The following is a 19,517-nucleotide window of genomic DNA, read 5'->3' as shown; positions in this document are numbered from 1 at the left end:
GGCCCGGGGCGCATCCGAACGGTTGAATAACCGACGTCGCCACCTCCTCTGACGACCCGATGAACGCGGTCGACGCCGCGTTTCGCGAATGGACGGTCGAGGACGGCGACACCTACGCCGGCATCACCCGGCACGTGCTCGCCACGTCCCCCGGGCCGGGCCGCTGATGCCCCGCCGTGGTGACCAGCAGCCGGGCTTTCATCAGGACCGCCGACGGGTGCGACCGCTTCGCGACATTATGCGGGTGATCTTTGTCAAGTGGTCATGATGCCTCGTTGGTGTCGATTCGCTTGAGGAGGCGTTCGAACAGTTGCTGGCGTCCGGTCTGCTGTTTGGTTTCGGCGTCGGGGTCCGCGCCGGGACTTGACCGCGGGGATCGCCATCACCACGGGTTTGAGGGCGGAGGAGTCGTTGGTGTTGGCGGCGGACACGGCCACCGGCAACGGGATCCCCGCGCGGTCGGTCAGCACGTGGATCTTCAATCCGGTCTTGCCCCGGTCGACCGGGTTCGGTCCGGTCATGGATCCCCGTTTTTGGCCCGGACGGATGCTCCGTCCAGGACCGCCCGGGACCAGTCGATCATGCCTTGGCTGCCCAACTCGTCCAGCACCGCGCGATGCAACCGGCACCACAGCCCGGCCTTGGTCCACTCGCTGAACCGGCGATGCGCCGTGGGAACGGTGACCCCGAACGACAGCGGCAACAGTCGCCAGGCACAGCCACTGGTCAACACGAGCACGATCGCGGTGAACACCGCCCGGTCATCCACCGGCGCCGTTCCACCGCCCTGCGGACGCACGCCAAACCCAGGAATCAACGGCCGCGCCAACGCCCACAACTCATCCGGCACCAACCGTCGCGACAGATCATCCACCACCCCGGTTGATCATGACACACCATGATCAACCACATGAGACACCCTCTTAGTTAAATATGCCGTGACGACGTCTCACAGCTCGTCCATCCATAAATCGTAGTCATATTCACGGCCAAGGTGAGATTCGATGTAGGTTTCGAAGGGTTCTAGATTCATAACTGTGTCTATTTTGACTCAAAACAGCCTGTACTGGTCGAAAACTCGGTTGCCGGTTCTGGTCTGGGCTTTTACGCGGCTGGCCGGTACTCGTTGAGCAATCCGCCGAGACGCTGTCGGCGTCGGATCGTGTCGATTCGGGGGCGGGAACGGGATCGTGTTCGGTTCGTCGTTGGGAGCACGCAGAAGCATCCCGTCGCCTTGGTGGCTGCGCCCGGCGTTGTGATGGGCGACGTAGATGTCGAGCACGTGGTGTAGGTGGCGTTGTCCGGTGATGAGGATCCGGTCGGTGCACTCTCGGCGGAGGGAGCCGATCCAGCGTTCGGTGAAGGCGTTCATCCGCGGGGCTTGCGGTGCGGTGAGCACGATCTCGACGCCAATGGAGGCGAAGACCGCGTCGAAGGCGGCACCGGACTTCGCGTCGCGGTCGCGAATCAGGTGTCTGAATCGGTGCCCGGCGTCCTCCAGATCACCGGCGAGACCGCGGGCCACCTGAGCCACCCACAGCCTGGCGGCGTGGGCGGTGCCGGCGGGGCTGGTGGGATCGGTAACTCCGGGACCGTCAACGGCGATGCGGGCGCCGACAACATCACCGCCACCGGCGGCAAGGGTGGTAACGGTGGCGCTGGCGGCAACGGTGGCACCGGCTGCGCCGGACCCGGTGGAGCTCGCGGTCTCGGCGGCGCGCTGGGTGCCGGTGGGGTCGGTAACTCCGGAGGTATCAACGGCGGAACGGGCGTGAACGTCATCAACATCGTCCTCGGTGCCAACGGAATCGTCGGCGCCAACGGCGTCGCCGGAGTCAACAACGGTGGCGTCTGCTCCTGCTGACCACACCAATCCGGCGCCACGGCGTCTACGGTCCCGGCTTGGTCGTGGGCACACGCCCGCCCACAGCGGGTGGTCGATCTCCACCGTCCTGACCACCTTTGTCTGTAGCTCAACGTGGTGTCCGCGCTAGGGAGTGGGTTGTTGCGTCGAAGATATGACCTCGACGCAACAACCCGGACCGGTGGAGGTGAACGACTAGAGCCAACCGAGGATCAACCGTGCTGAACATAAACCTGCTGATTGGGTCTGGTATCTCACAGACCGGCAGGTTTAGTGTAATAATCATGAGTGGGGAGCCCGATAGGTCTCGCTATTCCAGAGTGGTGGTGTAGTGTTCGAGGTGGTTGTTCCTGACCGCCGGTGACCGCTCCTGCGGGACGTTTGAGTTCTTGCTCAACCACCATCGGTCTCAGTTTCATGAAAGTCACTATGCGATACAATCGCACAATTCTTGCCCTTGCCGGGGTCGCTGTTCTGACCACCGGCACGGCCCTCCTTCTCCCCACGGCGGCCCAAGCCCAGAACGCGTCCGTCCCGTGCACCGAGACAGCGCTGGTCACCGCGGTCACCTCGGCCAACGCGGCCGGTGGCGGGACGGTGACCCTGACCCCGGGCTGCACGTACACCCTCACCGCAAGCCATGGCGACGACGGTGTGAACGGTCCTGCCGGGCTGCCGATCATCACCACGCCTGTCACACTTGAAGGCAACGCCAACACCATCGCCCGTTCCACCGTGGCGCCCGCGTTCCGCATCGCCCAAGTCGGCCCCACCGGCGGAATCACGCTCAAGGCGGTCACCGTCAGCGGCGGCAACGCAGCCACGGTCGGCCATAACGACGGCGGCGGCATCCTCAACTTCGGTGCGGTCACCCTGACCGGCAGCGAACTGTCCGGCAACACCGCCGGCGGCCGCGGCGGTGCCCTCCACAGCACGGGCACCCCGGCCGCGGCGACGTTCACCAGCAGCACCGTCAAGAGCAACACCGCCCATCAAGGCGCCGGTATCGCCAGCGTCAACGGCACGCTCACCCTCACCAGCAGCGTGGTCAACACCAACACCGCGACCGTGAACCCCGGCGGGATCTACTACGTCGCCGGATCGGCATCGCTCAACACCACCACGGTGACAGCGAACACCCCGACCAACTGCGTCAGCAGCCCGTCCCCCGTTCCGGGATGCATCGGATAACAAAAACGTTCCACCACAACAAACACACCGGGCCACCACATTCACGAGGTGGCCCGGCTCCCGCCCCTGTTCGCCTCACCCAGATCGGCGCTATCCACAGGGGTGGGCTTCCGCGTGGGGCGAGGGATCCCTGTCGCGCAGGCCGGCCCACAGGACATAGCCGCGTGACTTGGTCATGCATTCTGGTCCCGGCACTGCGGGTCATCTGATCCAATGGAGGGACGCGACCGTGAAGCCCCGGTACCTGCCGTTCTGCACATTGACGTCGGCTCGTGATCATTACGCTCGCTTCTCAGTGGCGTTCCTCGAGGCCGGCGGCGTCGCGCAAGGCGTGCGCGGCCTTCCGCAGGTCGGGATCGGTGTCTGCGTTCGAGGCCATCAGCGCGGCCAGTGCGGTGGCGATGACGTTGAGTTTCTCCTGTGCGGCTTCGTCGGCGCGGCGGCTGGCGTTCTCCAGCAACACCACCAGAAGCAGCGTGACGACACTGGGGACCGTGTGGATGGCCGTTTGCCATTCCTTGAGGTCCGTCCACAACGGCAAACTGATCAGCCAGGTGACGACAATGCCCGCGCACACGAAGAAGAACGGCGCCTGGCTCGCTTTGCTGTGGGACCATTCAACGAACCGGTCGAACGGCGAGCGTCGATCTCCGCCCTTACGGCTCTCTGCGGCGGGAGTGTGCTGCATCGCTACAAAGTAGCGAAGCACCGGCTCTACCGCCCCGCTGTTCGCGGGCCGCCCATGCTGGCACAACGTGATCTACCGACACCTCGTTCTGGCGATGGTGCGGGGTAGCGCGATCACCGGGATCACGCTCAGGACGGTGCGACCGAACGCACCCCGCCGGATCGGCGTCCCGATCCACATCGCCCTTGGCTGGGGCGGAATCTTCGTGTTCCCCGGACTCGCTGCTCATACGGGCCCCGCCCCGTGACACTGCTCGCCTCCGGCGGCCTCTCGTACACAATCGACGCTGTCTGTACCGCTACCGCCCTGTACCGTGCCATAACTCGACTTCTGACCCGGTGACCTGCCGTTTTGTCCCGTACGAGGCTCGTGCGATGCTCACCAACGTGCTGTTTCGACTGATCTACTTGATCACAGTGCGATTGGTCGGCTGGCTGGCTTTACTCCTCCGACGCTCCGCCACCAAGGATGTCGAGATCCTGGTGTTGCGTCACGAAGTGTCGGTCCTGCGCCGCCAGGTCGGCCGACCACGTCCCGAGTGGCCGGATCGCGCGATCCTGTCGGCACTGACGCGACTGCTGCCCCGCGAACTGCGCCGACACCGCATCGCGACACCCGGCACGCTGCTGGCCTGGCATCGCCGTCTCATCACCCGGACATGGACCTACCCGAACCCACCAGGACGCCCACCGATCACTGACGAACTCCGCGAGTTGATCGTGCGGTTGGCCCAGGAGAATCCTCGGTGGGGACATCGCCGCGTACAGGGAGAACTCGCCCGGCTCGGACACCACATCGGTGCGGGCAGGATCCGCCGCATCCTCGCCGCCGCCCGCATCGGCCCCGCACCTCGACAGCCGGACACCAGTTGGCGCACCTTCCTGCGCGCCCAAGCAACGGGCCTGCTGGCCACCGACTTCTTCCATCTGGACACCATCAGCCTGCGTCGCCTGTATGTGTTGTTCGTGATGGAGGTCCGCACCCGCCGGGTCCACATCCTCGGCGCAACCGCACATCCAACCGCAGCGTGGACTACGCAAGCCGCCCGCAACCTGCTGATGACCCTCGACGAGCGGATCTCCAGTTTCCAGTTTCTCATCCGCGATCGAGACACTAAATACGCTACGTCGTTCGACGCGGTGTTCGCCTCCGAGGGCATCGACACGGTGAAGTCCCCACCGCGAACGCCCCGAGCAAACTGTTACGCGGAAAGGTTCGTGCGCACCGTCCGATCCGAGTGCACCGACCAGATGCTGATCTACAACGAACGGCATGCCATCACAGTGCTCGAACAGTTCGTACGGCACTACAACGATCACCGTCCACACCAGGCCCGTGAGCAACGCCCACCCAACCACGAACCTGCCGTCTTGATCTCACTCGATGACCCGATCCGCCGACATCGCGTCCTGGGCGGAGTGATCAACGAATACAGACGCGCTGCCTGAACCGACCACAAACCGCAGCTCACAGGCTAATTCGTACGTTTTGGCACGGTACAGGAGTACGGGCGCGACGTGCGGCACGACGTCTTCGAGAGCGAGAACTTCGCTCTGACCTGCGGCCGGACGCTACGGCCCGCGCGGATCGCGTACCGGACGTACGGGACGCTGAACGAGGACAAGAGCAACGCGATCCTCTACCCGACGTGATACTCGGGCAGGCACTGGGACAACGAGTGGCTGATCGGCGACGTTCTGTTCACCAGGTCTTCTCCCAGAGCCGCATGCCAGGCAGGTCCGAGCAGTTCCAGCAGGGCATCCAGCCGGGCCAGCACGCCGGTGCGTCTTTTGATCACGTTGGACCGTAGTTTGACCGCCCGCCGCAGCGGTTCTCCCGGCCCGAGACCGACAGCGGTGTGCAGCCCTTCGAGATGCAGCAGTGGCAGCTTGGCCAGGATCTTTGAATCCAGCCGGTCGGACTTGGTGTGCTTGGCGTAGTAGGACCGCAGGTCGGCCGACTGCTCTGGTGGCACCATGACCACGGTGGCGAGCTGGCGGCGAAACCAAGCCGCCAACGGCACCCACGCCTTGTCCTAACAGGACGCGTCCCCCGGCGATAGCCCCGCTTGCCCCACGATCAACAGGCAAGAGGCCACAACCCCACTCGGTCACCAAGTCTCGCGCGGGTGCCGGAGAAGCTGGTACGGCCGTCGCATCACCCGACGCATCCCAGGCTAGCGCCGCAAACGTGGACGCGGTTACCGCCGACCCGACGCCGGAGGAACAGGACGCTCCGCGGTCGGTGGCCACCGCGATCTGGACGCCGGAGCTGGCAGGCAGGTGGACCATGAACAACGACCTCGCCGACGTCCCTTCCACGGCCACCGACTCGATCCTGCGCTGCTCGGAGGCATTCTCCCTGGTACCTAAACCGCCCGGGTTCGTCCGCCGGGCCGGCATACCTGGTGAAGTACGCGCGAAATCTCGCCGACTACTTCCGCACCGTGCAAGGCACTGGACGTACCGGGTCTGCGTGGTGAACACGGCACGCAACTACCGGACCGCCATCGAGCGGGCGTCCGAGGGTGTCTGACCCGGCCGGGCCGCTCACTGTCCGGCAAGGACCGCTGATCAGGCCGGCAGGATCTTTGTGTCAAAGCCGCAGTGAGGGGCTGTGGGCAAGCTTTGGTGTTCGCGTGTCCACAGCCCCTCACGTGCCCCCTCCCGATCCACTCTGGTCGCCAGGTCCTGGTCTTGTTCTGCATGTTCGGCTTTGCTGCCCTTTTCCTTGTGGTGGCTAGCGGTTCGCGGATCCATGACCTGCGAACGCCCTGGCGAGCGGCGCGCCAACCACCAGGGGCGCGAACGAGCACTCGCTGTCGAGTTCTGCCCGCTGGCGCGGAATGCCGTGCGCGGCAACGGAAACTTGATCGCGGCCCGCACGCTTGGCGGTAAGCAGGGCCGTGTCGGCCGCCAGCAGGAGTTCGCGCAGGTCCGACGGGGTGTCGGCGACGGCCAGGCCGATCGAGACCGACAGCCCACGAATCGTCACAGGGGCACCCTCGACCGCGACGGCTCCGACAGTCAGCTCACGGACACACTGGCCGATCCGTTCTGCCACAGTGATTGCCTCGGCATGGCCGGCCGCCGACAGCAACACGACGAACTCGTCGCCCCCGTAGCGGCCAAGCAGATCGCCACGCCGGGTGCAGGACCGGAGGACTTCGGCCGCCGCCAGCAGCACGGTGTCGCCTGCCAGGTGCCCGAAGCGGTCGTTGACGGACTTGAAGTGGTCCAGGTCGACCATCAGCAGCGCCTCGGCAGGCAACCGTCCGTGCAACCACTTCAGCGCCTCCTCGGTCCAGCTCGGCCAGTTCAGCAGACCGGTGCGAGCGTCGAGTGCCCATCGGCCATCGAGCGGACCGCCGCACGAGTGGCATCTCGCAGATCCTGATTCCTCCACTGAGCCCCCTGTGATCGCGCTCGGCCCGAACTGCCGGGCCGAGATCTACAGTTATGGCGGGACGTCCACATCAGTTGACATCTTGCCTAGACAGGCTGGACCCGACGAGTGACACTGTCAACCAGGATGGGCGCATGCGGGGACGCACTACCCGATCGGAGCAAGCTCACCGGGGGAGCCGGATGGGTCGCGGGACCACGTCGAGCACAAGGAGGTGCATCCCATGTCCGAGCCGGAGACAGGCGGTTCCCTGGCAGACAAGATCGATTACCTGTTCCGGACCATCCGAAGGCCGGACGGCACCGAACACAGCATGGAAGAGGTCGCCCGGTGGTGCGCGGAACAGACAGGCGAATCCTTCTCCAAGCAGTACGTCTCCCTCCTGCGGAAGGGACAACGCGTCAACCCCACCAAGCGGCACATCGAAGCGCTGGCCCGGTTCTTCGACGTGCCGGTCGAGTTCTTCTTCGACGCGGCCAGAGCCGCCGAGATCCGCGCCAACCTCGATCTCGCCATCGCCCTGCGCAACGCCGGTGTTCGCCAGGTCGCCCTGCGGGCGACCACCCTCGACGAGATCGACCTGCAGGAGGTGCTCCGGCTGATCGAGGACATCGGCCGCAGGAGGAAGGATGAGGAAGGCAAATGACGGTATCCGGCAGTCCTGTCGGTGGACTGTGAACGCGTCCACCCTTGCCGCGCCCCCCTGCGATGCGCAACGCTGAGCTTCCCAACGGCCACGCCGGGCAACCGCTCTGCCGGCGGCTGGTGATGCGGTGGCCGCAAGGAGGTGGAGGTGTGGACGAGATGTGGTCTCGCTGCGAGGCCGTCCTGTCCCAGCTCGACATTCCCAGCCCGTTCCACCTGCACGACTTCGTCACGACCCTGGCACGAAAGCGCGGCAAGGCGATCGAACTGGTCGCGGTGCGGCTCGGGCCTGGGACCCCGTGTGGAATGTTGATCAGCACGGACGACGTGGAATACGTGTACTACGCGGCCAACACCTCCACCGTGCACGCGGACCACATCGCACTGCACGAGATCGGTCACCTCGTGTTCGGTCACCACGCGAGCCTGCCCGCCATCGACGAGTCTGCGGTACGGGCGCTGTTGCCGGCATTGTCCCCACAACTCATCCAGCGTGTCCTCGGCCGGACGGTCTACCTCGACGAGCACGAGCGCCAGGCGGAACTGTTCGCCTCCATGGTGCTCAGCCGAGGCCGGGACGCGGCCGCAGTACCCGCTCACGTCGACCGATGGCGGGATCTGCTGACCTGATGATCAGTCTGCTGTTCTACCTGGTTGCCGCGATCTGCTTCACCGCAGCGCTGTGGCATGTGGTCCGCCGGAAACACGTCACCCCCGTAGTGGTCACGTCGGCCGCGCTCGGCGCCGCGCTCTTCCTGCTCGCTCCTGCCAGCCAGGTGGTGGAAAGCCAGCTCTGGCCGAGTCTGGGCCGGTTGGCCTCCAACGTCGCGACCATGATCGCGGCCTATGGCGTCTGCCTGCTCGTCGACGCACTCACCACTTCCAATGTGGACCGGCGGGCACACCGAGTCCGCACCCGGGCCTTCCCGCTCGGCGTCGCAGTCTTGGTGCTCGTCGCGTCGTTCTTCGCAGCAGGCCCGTTACGGGAAGGGCTCGGTCTGTTCGGCGGGCTCTATCGCAGCCACCCCACCCTGGTCCTCTACGCCCTGACCTACTCGCTGTACCTCGGGTACGCCGTGTTCGACGTCGGCAGGCTCGCCGCCCGCGCAGTTCTGCCCGCCCGCGGCTTTCTCCGGGTCGGCTTGGTACTGATGACGTTCGGCAGCGTCCTGGCCCTGGCCTACCTGGCGTACAAGGTGTTCGAGGTGGGTCGTGAAGTCCTCACCGGCCGGCCCGCCGAGGCGTTCTGTTCCGGCCCGTTCAGCACGATCCCGTGCACCTTGGCCGTGGGGACGCCTGCCCTGTCGGTACTCATGATCATCGTTGGTTTCAGTGTCCCGGCAGTGGGCGCGGCGCTGGCCTGGTGGCACGACCGACGGGCCTACCGTCGCCTACGCCCGCTCTGGGCAGCACTGGTCGAGGCCCGCCCCGAGATCGCGTTCGACCCTGGTGAGAAGGCGCCCGCGCAGCCACCGCTGCGATTCCAGCTGTATCGGCAGGTAATCGAGATACGAGACGGCATCCTCGCCGTCGCGCCGGACGGCGAGGTGGCCGGTGACCCCGGCGGCGCTGCCGAGCAACTGCACATCGCACTGCGCCGAACCCGGCGGAACCCGCTGCCTGCACCCGAACCGGCACCGTCTCGTAGCCGGCCCGACGACACCGGGCAGGTCGACTTCGACACCGAAATCACCTGGCTGACCCAACTCGCCCGCGCCTTCGTCCGGCAGCAGGACGCAAGCGGCCGGCCGCCGTCTACCCGCTGAGCGGAAACGCCTCCACCAGGTCCCACCCGTCGTCGTAGGCCACGATCCACACACGGTCGGCCGAACCGGTGAGCGGCAGGAACCGGCGGACCCGCTCCGCGACCGCCGCACCATCCTCGGCCCGAAGACCCATCGCGAGCGTGACATGCGGAAGCGGGTCGGCGCCGAACCTGCCGCCGTAGGGCACCACCTGCGGCCACCGCGCCCGGATTCCGGCGGCCAGCGACCGCAACGCGGGTACCGGCAAGTGCACGAATCCCGGCGTGGACAACACGTCGAGGAACTCCACAGCGATCGGTTGCGTCCTCGCGGCGAACTCCCGCAGCCACCCGAGCACCTCTTCGTCCACATGAGACACATCAAGGAACGGGTACAGCAGCGACACATGCGCGGCGACGCCCTCCCGAACTGCCTGAGGATGAGTGCCCGACACCTCCCACAGCAACCGGTCCGCAGCCGGAACCGGGACCACGATCGCCGTCTGCCCTGGTGTTGGCACAGCGCACCTTCCCCTGCAGTGTGCTTCCGCTATCGTCGATCTTATACTTGGCCCGGTTGCCTGTGCGTGCCGAAAACCACGTCCATCCAGGTCAAATGACACGTCGGTACTCATGAAGGATTCCGCAGAGATGGTCGTGTCGGCGGACGGTGAGGCATTGATTTGAGTTAAGGGGTCGCAACGCATCGTGCATCCGAGTCATGTCTGTCAACAACGAGGCTCTCTGCCTGCCCCCGTTGGGAGCGCTGCGTGGGAGCAGGTTGGGAGCAACCCGGCGCGTTGGACCGGCCTCATCTGCACTCAACGAATGTCAACGGACCTGTCATGACGTGCAGAAGTCGTGTTTCCGCAGGTCAGACGTCTTGTTGTCGTACGTTGACACGGTAGGGGTCACTGGTTCAATCCCAGTATCGCCCACCAGTTATACACACTGGTCAGACGGCCTGTTGGTGATCATCACCGGCAGGCCTTTCTGCTGTTCCGGGGGCGAACTGGAAGCAAACGATCTTGAACCCATGTGTGACTCGGTAGTGTTCGCCGGTCCGCTGCTCCCAGACTGCTCCCACCGCCGCTGAAGCCCGACCAGCAAGCGGTCGATCATCGCCTGGCTGACGTGGGAGTGGATTCCCCGCACGCCAGGTACCCGATGTCCCAGCGGTGGTTCTCCGTGTCCCGCGCGGAACAGCGCACGCGGTTCCTGATCCACCAGGTCGATCCGGTGCTGCAGTGGGAACTCAGTGCCCACGACATCAAGTCGCTGGACTACTGGGACGCCTGCACCGAAGCGAAGGTCGCGATGTTCCGCGAGACCGACACCGAGTGCGCGCCGTGGATGGTCGTCAAGAGCAACGACAAGAAACGCGCTCGGATCGAAGCGATGCGCAGCTTACTGGCACGCATCGCCTACGACGACAAGGATCTGGACGTCATCGGCACACCGGACCCACCCGTCGTGGGCGCGGCGGCCACGTTGCGGGAAGAAGGTGAGGACGAGGCCTCGCTGAGCCCGACGCCGATCGCGCCGGGCACACTGGAGTCATGGGCCAGGACTGCATCCCGACGACACATAAGGACACCGCGAACTAGACGTACCTGTTGCGGCCCGCGAGGCCGCCGAAGACGATCTGCACGCCGAGCACGACGATCAGCATGATGAACGGGACGGTCCACGCGTCGGTCAGGTCGTGCAGGAGGCCGAACAGGAACGGGCCGGTCGCGCCGATCAGGTAGCCGAAGCCTTGTGCCATACCGGAGAGCTTCGCGGTCTGCGCGCCGGTGCGGGCCCGCAGCGCGATGGTGGTCAGCGCGAGCGAGAACACGCTCATGCCGAAGCCGACCAGCACGGACCACAGCAGCGGCGAGGCCGACGGTGCGAGCAGCAGGCCGAACAGGCCGGCGAGCCCGAACACGCCCAGCCCGACGACCCACCACGTCTGGCTGCCCTGGCGCGCCGCGATCGGCGGGACGATCAAGCTGATCGGTACCGCGATGATCGACATCAGGCCCAGCAGCAGGCCCGCGTCCGCCGTGGACACACCGGCGTCCATCAGGACCTCCGGCAGCCAGCCCATCACGACGTAGGCGAGGAAGGCCTGCATGCCGAAGAAGAGCGTGATGATCCACGCGAGCGGGCTGCGCAGCAACGAACGCGCGGCCTCGACCGTGTTCTCGCCGTCCTTCGCGGCGGGTGCCTTGCGGCGCGTGGCGAAGATCCACACCACGAGCGCGAGCACTGCCAGTGCCGCCCAACTCACCAGCGCGGGGCGCCAGCCGCCGAACGCGGTGTCGAGCGGCGGCGTCACCGAGGACCCGATGGCACCGCCCGCCTGCAGCGCGGCCGTGTAGACGCCGGTCATCAGCCCGACCTTCGCCGGGAACGAGTTCTTGACGACCACCGGCACCAGGACGTTGGCGAACGCGATCCCGGCCGAGGCCACCAGCGTGCCGCCGAGCACCACCAGCGGACCGTCGAGGACGCGCATGACCAGCCCGACGCCGAGCACGCCGAGCGCGATGCCGACCGCGGGTCCCATGCCGACGCGGCGCGCGAGCACCGGCGCGGCGAGCCCGGCAATCGCGAAGCACAGCGCGGGCAGCGTGGTAAGCGCGCCAGCCCAGGTCGAGGAGGCGCCAAGCGATTCCCGCGCTTCGCCCAGCAGCGGGCCGACGCTGGTGATCGCGGGCCGCAGGTTGAGCGCGGTCAGCACCACAGCCACCGCGAGCAGACCGGTTCCGGCGAGCGCCGCGGAGCGGTCCTTCGACGGCGGTATCTCGATCGCACCGTCGAGTTCCAGCTCCAGGCCGCTGTCGGAGGCAAGCTTCGGCGACGTCATGGACCTACTATGGCAAACATGGGATGATTGGACGAACCAACTGTGACGGTGTTCTCACGTGCTGGTCCGCCGAGAAAGGACGCAGCCCATGCATTGGCCACCGCACGACGTTCCGGCCTCGTCGACGAGGTGATCGGGCGGCTCCGCACGGCCATCGCGGCAGGTGAGTGGCCGGTCGGCGAGCGCATTCCCACCGAGCCGGAACTGGTCGCCTTGCTCGGCGTCGGGCGGAACACGGTCCGCGAGGCGGTGCGCGCGCTGTCCCACAGCGGGCTGCTCGAAGTACGCCAGGGCGACGGCACCTACGTCAGGGCGACCAGTGAGGTCTCCGGCGCGATCCGCAGGCTGTGCGGCTCGGAACTGCACGAGGTGCTGCAGGTGCGACGCGCGCTCGAAGTGGGAGGCGCCCGGCTCGCCGCCCTGAACCGCACCGAAGAGGACCTCACCACCCTGTCCGACCTGCTCGCCAGACGGGACCGCGCGCACGCCGAACGCCGAACCGGGGACTTCGCCCACATCGACGCGGAATTCCACCTCGCGGTTGTCCGAAGTGGACATAACACGCTGCTCGCCGAGCTGTACCACGGGGTCACCGAGGTGGTCACGGCCAGCGTCGCGGCCACCGCGGAACCGAGCGGCGACATCGCCGCGATCGGCCACAGCGGGCTGCTCGAAGCGATCGAAGCCAAGGACGCGGAGCTGGCTGCCGCTGAAGCGGGCGGCTTCCTCGACGAACTCCTGGCCACCCAAACGCGGCGCAGGGCCGAGGACCGGTGAAGGTCTGCGCCCATTCTCGCTCCTCCGGGCGATCTTGGAGTATCAGTGTGTACGGGGCTACCGGAGTGTGCCCGCGGCCACGAACTCCCGGGCGCGGCACGCGGCGAACGACGGCACCTTCCACTTTGCTGTCCACTGTGGACATCACTTGGTCGCAGGGCAGCCGTTGCGCCCGCCCGAGCGAAATTCAGTGCACAGGGGCGCTGTGAGACCCGGTGGCGGCCGGCTGGAGAATGAAGGCCCTGTTCCACTCACGCGAGCGCCCCTGCGAGGTCTGATCGTGCAGTACGTCGAGGTCGAGAAGAAATACGCGGTTGCCGACGTGGAAGCTTTGAAGACCCGGCTGCGCCGGTTGGGCGGGAAGCCAGGTGAGCCGACGCACCAGGTCGACCAGTACTTCAACGCGCCGCATCGCGACTTCCTCGCGCCCGATGCCATCTCCGAATGGTTCCGGGTGCGCACCGACGAGCGCGGCAGTTCGATCAACTACAAGCGTTGGCTCCCCGTCGACGCGATCACCAAGACACACGCCGACGAGTTCGAGTCCATGGTGGACGATGTGGAGGCCGTTCGGCGGATGCTGCAGATGCTGGACTTCCTGCCGCTGGTGACGGTCGACAAGACGCGGGAAGAGTGGACGATGCCGACTGTCGAGGTCGCGTTCGACCAGGTCCTGCACGCCGGTGACTTCGTCGAGTTCGAGTTCAAGGGGGATGCGGACTCCGTCGAGGAGGCCACCGCCCGGTTGGACGAGTTCATCGCCGGACTCAACGTCGAGCTCGGCGAGCGGATCGACCGCGGCTACCCGCACATGCTCATCGGCCGTGAACACTGACAGCCCATCGCCGTTGCCTCTGGCCCGAATGAAGAGTTGACGGACCTGGTGGGCGCCTACGGATCAGGCTGACCGTGCCGGCGCAGTCGGCTCCCGTGGACGGCTGCTTCCGGGTGGGCACATCCCGGTCCATGCTCAACATGGAGAGCAATCCGTACGGGAAGGGCGTGATCAGGCCGGTGCTGCCGTCCGGGTTGGTCGTCGGCGAGGTGTCCAGCGTGAAGTTCTTCCGCACGGGCGAACCGGGTGCGCAGTGACAGGCGTTCCGACACCGTGTCGGACCGCCAGTGTGGGACTTGCGCCGCCGAGCCGATGAAGCGGGGGCTGCCCTGACCTAGTGTCGCGAAGATCTTCGCAACTCACGAGGAATGGCAGGGACGACGATGGCCCGGTGGGACCTGGACGAGGCAAACGGGCGCATCTACTCCAGCGGCTGGCGGGTCGGCGGCGGAGGCACGCTACCGGTTGTCTCGCCAGGGGACGGCGGGCGGGTGGGGCTGGCTGGGATCGCCGACGAGCACGACGTGGAGCGGGCCGGTGCGGCCGCGGTGGCGGCGCAGGCCGAGTGGAGCCGCGCGTCTTACCGCACCCGCGCCGACGTCCTGATGCGCGCCGCGGACGTGATGCGCGACATCCGTGCCGACATCGAGAACGTGCTCGTGCGTGAGAGCGGATCGCTGCCGGCGAAGGCGAAGCACGAGATCGACAAAGCCATCGACGAACTGGTTGCCGCGGCCGGTCTGGTCACGATGTCGCAGGGCGATCTCCTTCCGGTGGAAGATCCGACGACACTGGGCCTGGCCCGGCGGATCCCGGTCGGCGTGGTCGGCGTGATCGCTCCGTGGAACGCACCGCTGATGCTGGCCATGCGCTCGGTGGCTCCGGCGATCGCGCTCGGCAACGCCGTGCTCGTCAAGCCGGACGTGAAGACCGCCTTCTCCGGTGGTGCGGTGATCGCCCACGTCTTCGAGCGCGCAGGCCTGCCCGAGGGTGTCCTGCACGTGCTGCCGGGTGGTGCCGACACGGGGGAGGCCGTGGTGCGCTCGCGGCACACGAACGCGATCTCGTTCACAGGTTCGTCGGCCGCGGGCAGGCGCGTCGGTGAGGTCGCGGGTGGTCTGCTCAAACGGGTGGTGCTGGAACTCGGCGGGAACAACGCGTTCATCGTCATGGCGGACGCCGATCTCGGCCGGGCGGTCGTCGGCGGCGCCGGGGGTTCGTTCCGGCACCAAGGACAGATCTGCATGGCCACCGGACGACATCTCGTGCACGAGAGTGTCGCCGACGAATACGTCGAACGGCTCAGCGCAGCCGCCGGGAAACTGCGCCTCGGCGATCCGCAGGCGCCTGGGACGACGCTCGGCCCGCTGATCACGGCCACGCAGGCTGAGCGCGTGCACGGAATCGTCGAGGCGGCGATCGCCGGTGGCGCCCGGGTCGTGCGTGGCGCCGCGCACGAGGGGGCGTTCTACCAGCCAACCGTGCTGGACGGCGTGACCGCTGACAACGCGGCCTTCCACAGCGAGATCTTCGGTCCTGTCGCCCCGGTCACCCGCTTCTCGACGGAAGAGGAAGCGCTCGCGCTGGCCAACGCGACCGACTACGGCCTTTCCGCGGCAATCCACAGTCGCGACATCGCACGCAGCCTCGGCTTCGCCGCGCGTCTGCGAGCCGGAATGATCGCCCTCAATGGCCAGACCATTTACGACGCCGCGCACATCCCGATGGGCGGGCTCGGCGCGTCCGGCAACGGCGGGCGGCACGGCGGCCAGTGGAACCTCGACGAGTTCACCTACTGGCAGTGGGTGACGATTCCGACGATCCCGGGCTGAGCGCAGGCTTTCCGACACCGCGTCGCGCCTTCCTACACAGTGTCGGACAAGTGCGGCGGAGATTCCCGCAGCGGACCGATTCCGTGCCGGAGCAGGTTCCGTAACTTCGAATTGTCGCCCGGTGCGGGCCTGCCAAGTCAGACTAAGGAGTCGGAGTACATGGACATTTCCGGTGCCACCGGGGCGCTGACCGGCGAGCAGTACAAACGGAGTCTCCACGACGGCCGCGAGGTCTGGCTCGACGGGAAACGCGTGGAGAACGTCGCGGAACACCCGGCGCTGCAACCGACCGTCGACGAGTTCGCCCGCCTGCTCGATCTGCGTTTCGCCACCCCCGAGGCGAGGCAGGCGACGCTGTTCAAGTCGGAGGAGACCGGCAACGAAGTCAGCTACGCCTTTTCGCTGCCGAAGAACCGGGAGGAGCTGCGTGCCAAGTTCGCCGCGTCGGAATGGTGGATGCGCGAAAGCCTCGGGCAGCTCGGCCGTTCGCCCGACTTCATGTCGAACGTGGTCGCGGGCCTCGTCGACTACGCCGACGAGCTCGAACAGAACCGCGAGGGCTTCGGGGAGAACGCGCGGAACTATCACCGTTTCGCGATGGAGAACGACCTCGTGCTGACGCACGCCCTCGGCGATCCGCAGATCGACCGCAGCGCCAGCCCGCTCGACGACCCGGATCTCGCCCTGCGGGTCGTGGAGGAGCGCGAGGACGGCGTGATCCTGCGCGGGGCCAAGCAACTGGCCACGCTCGCGCCGTTCTCCCACGAGGTTCTGGTGTACCTCAACGGCGTCACAGCCGCGCGCGGCGCGGAGGACTTCGTGATCTGGTTCGCCCTGCCGATGAACACACCGGGGCTGAAGATCCTGTTGCGCGAACCGCTCGGCGCACCGCAGAGCGGACACGCGCACCCGCTGGGCAACCGGTACGACGAGCAGGACGCGATGCTGTTCTTCGACGACGTTTTCCTGCCGCGCGAACGCATTTTCCTGCTCGGCGATTCCCTGCGCGCGCTCAAGGGCCTGAGCAGGATCAACGTCTGGAGCCTGCAGAGCACGCACATCCGTTTCCTCGCCCGGATGAAGTTCTTCACCTCGGTGGCGAAGAAGCTGGCCCACTCCATTGGCGTCGACACGTTCCGCGGCATCCAGGAACAGCTCGGCGAACTGATTTCCTACGTCCAGACCCTCGAACTCGCGATCAAGGGCGCCGAGGCCGACGCGATCGTGACGCCTGCCGGGCACCTCGCTCCGGGCAACAGCAACGGCGTGGGCTTCTGGTCGGCGGACATCTCCGCGCGGATGGTGCAGATCCTGCGCCAGATCGCCGCTTCCGGCCTGATCATGCAGCCGACGGAAGCCGATCTCGCGAACCCCGAGCTGCGCCCGTTCCTGGACCTCTACATGCGCGGCCACGACATCGGCGCCGCCGAGAAGGCGCGGTTGTTCCGGCTCGGCTGGGAGCTCGCCGGGTCGAGTTTCGGGATGCGCCAAGAGCTTTACGAGTACCTGCATCGGGGTGACCCGGGAGCGGGCCGCACGCGGCTGCTGCGCTTCTACGACACGTCGGCGACGGACGCGCGCGTCGACGAACTCATCAGCAAGCCGCTCACGAGCGCCTGAGATATCCGAGGGAGCGTTCCGTGATCATCGACGTCCACGGCCACATGTCCGCGCCGGACGCCTTCTACGCCTGGAAGGCCTCGCTGCTCTCGCACCGCGGCGCGCACGGCGGCAAACCACCGGCCATCAGCGACGACGCGCTCGTTGCCGCGTATCACCACCCGCATCCGAGCTTCGGGGACATCTCGCACCTCTCGCACCTCGACGGCGCGGGGATCGAGCTGCAGATGATCTCGCCCCGCCCGTTCCAGATGATGCACAGCGAGCGGCCGGCGAAGCTCGTGCAGTGGTTCACCGAGGAGACGAACAACCTCATCCACCGCGCGACCGAGCTGTTTCCCGGCCGGTTCAAGGGCGTTGCCGGACTCCCGCAAAGCCCGGACCTGACGCCCCGGGAGTGGACCGCCGAGTTGCGTCGCACGGTGACCGAACTCGGCTTCGTCGGCGCGATGCTCAACACCGATCCGCACGAGGGCACGGAAACCCCGCTGGCGCTGGGGGACCGGTACTGGTACCCGGTGTACGAGGTCCTGTGCGAACTCGACGTGCCCGTGCTCCTGCACGCGGCCGGGTGCAAGCCACCCGCCCGGGAGCCGTACAGCCTGCACTTCATCCAGGAAGAGACCGTGGCGGTGTGGAGCCTGGTCAACGCCAACGTGCTCAAGGATTTCCCTGAGCTGAAGGTGATCGTCTCGCACGGCGGGGGAGCGATCCCGTACCAGGTGGGCCGGTTCCTGCCGTCAGTCGTGCGCACCGGAGTGTCCTATCTAGACAAACTGCGCCAGTTGCATTTCGACTCATGCTTGTACACGAAGGACAGTCTTGAGCTGCTCATGAAGGTCGTCGGCACTGACCGGGTGCTGTTCGGATCGGAGAAGCCGGGGACCGGTTCGCAGATCGACCCTGCGACCGGCCGCTGGTTCGACGACATCCACCTGCTCATCGACGACATCGACTGGCTCGGCGACGAGTGTCGCGCCGACGTCCTTGAGAACAACGCACGCGCACTCTTCCGGTTGTGAGCAGCGAGAGGAAGGACCAACCATGGCCGAGATCGTCGCCGGGTTCGGCACCTCGCACGGACCGCAGCTCAAGGCCCCGCCGCCGGAAGCATGGGCGACGAGGGGGAAGGCGGACCGCGACAGCAAGGGGTTGAAGTTCCGCGGCGGAACGTACACCTACGAGGAACTGCGCGAGCTGCGTGCGGACTTCTCGCCCGAGATCACCACTGAGGTGATGCGACTGCGCTGGGACAGCTGCCAGCAGTCGATGGACCGGCTGGCGGACTTCGTCCACGCGCAGGATGTCGACGTCCTCGTCATTGTTTCCAGCGACCACAAGGAAACGTACGGCGACGAATGGCTCGCGCCGTTCTCGGTGTACTGGGGCGACGAGGTCGCGCACGTGCCGTTCACGCAGGAGCAGCTCGACGCGATGGCTCCCGGCCTCGCCGAGGCCGCGACCGGCGATGTCCCGGACCGCACGATCATGCGGCCCACGCATCGTGCACTCGGCAAACACATCATCCAGTCCACCCAGGCCGAGGACTTCGACACCGGGGCCACCGAGGTCATCCCGGCGGGCCGATACGAGAACCACACGATCCCGCACGGGTTCGGATTCGTCTACCAGCGGTTTCTCGGGCAGGAGTCGACGGTGCCGATGGTGCCGGTGTTCATCAACACGTTCTGGGAGCCGAATCCGCCAGGGGCCAAGCGCTGCTATGACTTCGGTCGCGCGGTCGGCCGGGCCATCCGGTCGTTCCCCGGCGATCTGCGCGTCGGCGTCGTCGCGTCAGGCGGGCTCAGCCATTTCGTGATCGACGAGAAGCTGGACCAGGATTTCATCCAGGCACTGCGGGACCACGACGCGGGTTACCTCACCACGGTTCCGGCCGCCGAGATGCGGTCCGGCGCTTCGGAGCTGCGCAACTGGATCGCAGTGGCCGGGATTGCCGACGAGGCGGGCCTTGACGTGACGAGCGCCGATTATGTGCCGTGCTACCGCACGGAGGCAGGCACTGGCAACGCGATGTGTTTCCTCACCTGGGAACGGAAGTGAC

At 66.6% G+C, this 19,517-nt stretch carries 22 protein-coding genes and 1 pseudogene; 16 read left to right on the top strand and 7 right to left on the bottom strand.

The genetic code is table 11. From position 1 onward, the window contains the following. Positions 1–338: 338 nt before the first annotated feature. Both AOZ06_RS40070 and AOZ06_RS61515 read right to left on the bottom strand, forming a co-directional pair. Positions 339–877: pseudogene (locus tag AOZ06_RS40070) on the bottom strand (IS5 family transposase); the annotation flags it as partial. Between the two features lie 174 nt (positions 878–1,051). Then, positions 1,052–1,948, bottom strand: coding sequence for an integrase core domain-containing protein (locus AOZ06_RS61515; protein ID WP_218921860.1), 897 nt, complete (start codon positions 1,946–1,948; stop codon positions 1,052–1,054). 345 nt (positions 1,949–2,293) lie between these two features. On the opposite strand from AOZ06_RS61515, the gene AOZ06_RS40060 reads away from it, so the two are divergent. Then, positions 2,294–3,055 carry a hypothetical protein gene (locus AOZ06_RS40060; protein WP_054294134.1) on the top strand — a complete coding sequence of 254 codons (762 nt, stop codon included), beginning with the start codon at positions 2,294–2,296 and terminating at the stop codon, positions 3,053–3,055. 292 nt (positions 3,056–3,347) lie between these two features. Here the strand turns inward: AOZ06_RS40060 and AOZ06_RS40055 are convergent, their stop codons facing one another. Next, the gene (locus AOZ06_RS40055) at positions 3,348–3,743 is read right to left on the bottom strand and encodes a low affinity iron permease family protein (protein WP_054294133.1); all 396 of its coding nucleotides are present in this window, start codon (positions 3,741–3,743) and stop codon (positions 3,348–3,350) included. Positions 3,744–3,810: 67 nt separating this feature from the next. Here AOZ06_RS40055 and AOZ06_RS57225 point away from each other — a divergent pair, with 67 nt between their 5' ends. The 3 genes from AOZ06_RS57225 to AOZ06_RS61445 all read left to right on the top strand — a co-directional run bounded on the left by AOZ06_RS57225 (position 3,811) and on the right by AOZ06_RS61445 (position 5,395). After that, positions 3,811–3,990: a hypothetical protein gene (locus AOZ06_RS57225; protein WP_157233505.1), complete on the top strand. Its 180-nt coding sequence runs from the start codon at positions 3,811–3,813 to the stop codon at positions 3,988–3,990. A gap of 127 nt (positions 3,991–4,117) precedes the next feature. Further along, entirely contained in the window at positions 4,118–5,191 is a 1,074-nt protein-coding gene (locus tag AOZ06_RS40050; RefSeq protein ID WP_054294132.1) for an integrase core domain-containing protein, read from the top strand. Between the two features lie 69 nt (positions 5,192–5,260). Beyond that, positions 5,261–5,395, top strand: a complete 135-nt coding sequence (locus tag AOZ06_RS61445) for a hypothetical protein (protein WP_257721440.1) — start codon at positions 5,261–5,263, stop codon at positions 5,393–5,395. On the opposite strand, the gene AOZ06_RS59345 is transcribed toward AOZ06_RS61445, so the two are convergent. Then, positions 5,383–5,766 (bottom strand): IS110 family transposase, encoded by a 384-nt coding sequence (locus AOZ06_RS59345; RefSeq protein WP_054294131.1) that lies wholly within the window; start codon positions 5,764–5,766, stop codon positions 5,383–5,385. The two genes, AOZ06_RS61445 and AOZ06_RS59345, sit on opposite strands and share 13 nt — an antisense overlap. Positions 5,767–5,933: 167 nt before the next feature. On the opposite strand from AOZ06_RS59345, the gene AOZ06_RS40040 reads away from it, so the two are divergent. Beyond that, positions 5,934–6,278 (top strand): hypothetical protein, encoded by a 345-nt coding sequence (locus AOZ06_RS40040; protein ID WP_054294130.1) that lies wholly within the window; start codon positions 5,934–5,936, stop codon positions 6,276–6,278. A 204-nt stretch (positions 6,279–6,482) separates the two neighbouring features. Here AOZ06_RS40040 and AOZ06_RS40035 read toward each other — a convergent pair whose 3' ends face one another. Continuing rightward, positions 6,483–7,148: a GGDEF domain-containing protein gene (locus tag AOZ06_RS40035; RefSeq protein ID WP_054294129.1), complete on the bottom strand. Its 666-nt coding sequence runs from the start codon at positions 7,146–7,148 to the stop codon at positions 6,483–6,485. A 223-nt stretch (positions 7,149–7,371) separates the two neighbouring features. Here AOZ06_RS40035 and AOZ06_RS40030 point away from each other — a divergent pair, with 223 nt between their 5' ends. From AOZ06_RS40030 to AOZ06_RS40020, 3 genes are all read left to right on the top strand, one after another. Then, on the top strand, positions 7,372–7,794 hold the full coding sequence (locus AOZ06_RS40030; RefSeq protein WP_054294128.1) for a hypothetical protein: 423 nt from the start codon (positions 7,372–7,374) through the stop codon (positions 7,792–7,794). Positions 7,795–7,943: 149 nt separating this feature from the next. After that, positions 7,944–8,423, top strand: coding sequence for a hypothetical protein (locus AOZ06_RS40025; RefSeq protein ID WP_157233504.1), 480 nt, complete (start codon positions 7,944–7,946; stop codon positions 8,421–8,423). Then, the gene (locus AOZ06_RS40020) at positions 8,423–9,559 is read left to right on the top strand and encodes an MAB_1171c family putative transporter (RefSeq protein WP_054294126.1); all 1,137 of its coding nucleotides are present in this window, start codon (positions 8,423–8,425) and stop codon (positions 9,557–9,559) included. The genes AOZ06_RS40025 and AOZ06_RS40020 overlap by 1 nt, the downstream gene beginning before the upstream one ends. Here the strand turns inward: AOZ06_RS40020 and AOZ06_RS40015 are convergent. Further along, entirely contained in the window at positions 9,549–10,058 is a 510-nt protein-coding gene (locus AOZ06_RS40015; protein ID WP_169799043.1) for a 2'-5' RNA ligase family protein, read from the bottom strand. The genes AOZ06_RS40020 and AOZ06_RS40015 overlap by 11 nt on opposite strands. A gap of 613 nt (positions 10,059–10,671) precedes the next feature. Here AOZ06_RS40015 and AOZ06_RS55180 point away from each other — a divergent pair. Beyond that, positions 10,672–11,211, top strand: a complete 540-nt coding sequence (locus AOZ06_RS55180; protein ID WP_236951896.1) for a polyphosphate kinase 2 family protein — start codon at positions 10,672–10,674, stop codon at positions 11,209–11,211. On the opposite strand, the gene AOZ06_RS40010 is transcribed toward AOZ06_RS55180, so the two are convergent. Beyond that, positions 11,141–12,391, bottom strand: coding sequence for a CynX/NimT family MFS transporter (locus AOZ06_RS40010; protein ID WP_054294124.1), 1,251 nt, complete (start codon positions 12,389–12,391; stop codon positions 11,141–11,143). The two genes, AOZ06_RS55180 and AOZ06_RS40010, sit on opposite strands and share 71 nt — an antisense overlap. A 93-nt stretch (positions 12,392–12,484) precedes the next feature. Between AOZ06_RS40010 and AOZ06_RS40005 the strand changes: the two genes are divergently transcribed. From AOZ06_RS40005 to AOZ06_RS39980, 7 genes are all read left to right on the top strand, one after another. Further along, on the top strand, positions 12,485–13,168 hold the full coding sequence (locus AOZ06_RS40005) for a FadR/GntR family transcriptional regulator (RefSeq protein ID WP_054294123.1): 684 nt from the start codon (positions 12,485–12,487) through the stop codon (positions 13,166–13,168). Between the two features lie 280 nt (positions 13,169–13,448). Further along, positions 13,449–14,003, top strand: coding sequence for a class IV adenylate cyclase (gene cyaB / locus AOZ06_RS58145; protein WP_054294122.1), 555 nt, complete (start codon positions 13,449–13,451; stop codon positions 14,001–14,003). A gap of 74 nt (positions 14,004–14,077) precedes the next feature. Further along, a complete protein-coding gene (locus tag AOZ06_RS57220; RefSeq protein ID WP_157233503.1) occupies positions 14,078–14,260 on the top strand; it encodes a hypothetical protein in 183 nt (60 codons plus the stop codon). A 111-nt stretch (positions 14,261–14,371) separates the two neighbouring features. After that, positions 14,372–15,835 (top strand): aldehyde dehydrogenase family protein, encoded by a 1,464-nt coding sequence (locus AOZ06_RS39995; RefSeq protein WP_335338318.1) that lies wholly within the window; start codon positions 14,372–14,374, stop codon positions 15,833–15,835. 159 nt (positions 15,836–15,994) lie between these two features. Beyond that, positions 15,995–17,455, top strand: coding sequence for a 4-hydroxyphenylacetate 3-hydroxylase family protein (locus AOZ06_RS39990; RefSeq protein ID WP_054294120.1), 1,461 nt, complete (start codon positions 15,995–15,997; stop codon positions 17,453–17,455). A 20-nt stretch (positions 17,456–17,475) separates the two neighbouring features. Then, a complete protein-coding gene (locus AOZ06_RS39985; protein ID WP_054294119.1) occupies positions 17,476–18,477 on the top strand; it encodes an amidohydrolase family protein in 1,002 nt (333 codons plus the stop codon). A 22-nt stretch (positions 18,478–18,499) separates the two neighbouring features. Beyond that, on the top strand, positions 18,500–19,516 hold the full coding sequence (locus AOZ06_RS39980; RefSeq protein WP_054294118.1) for a DODA-type extradiol aromatic ring-opening family dioxygenase: 1,017 nt from the start codon (positions 18,500–18,502) through the stop codon (positions 19,514–19,516). The last annotated feature ends 1 nt before the right edge of the window (position 19,517 follow it).

This window comes from Kibdelosporangium phytohabitans (assembly GCF_001302585.1).
Lineage (GTDB): Bacteria > Actinomycetota > Actinomycetes > Mycobacteriales > Pseudonocardiaceae > Kibdelosporangium > Kibdelosporangium phytohabitans.
Note: the sequence above shows the minus strand (reverse complement) of the source record. Positions and strands in the feature narration are given on the sequence as shown.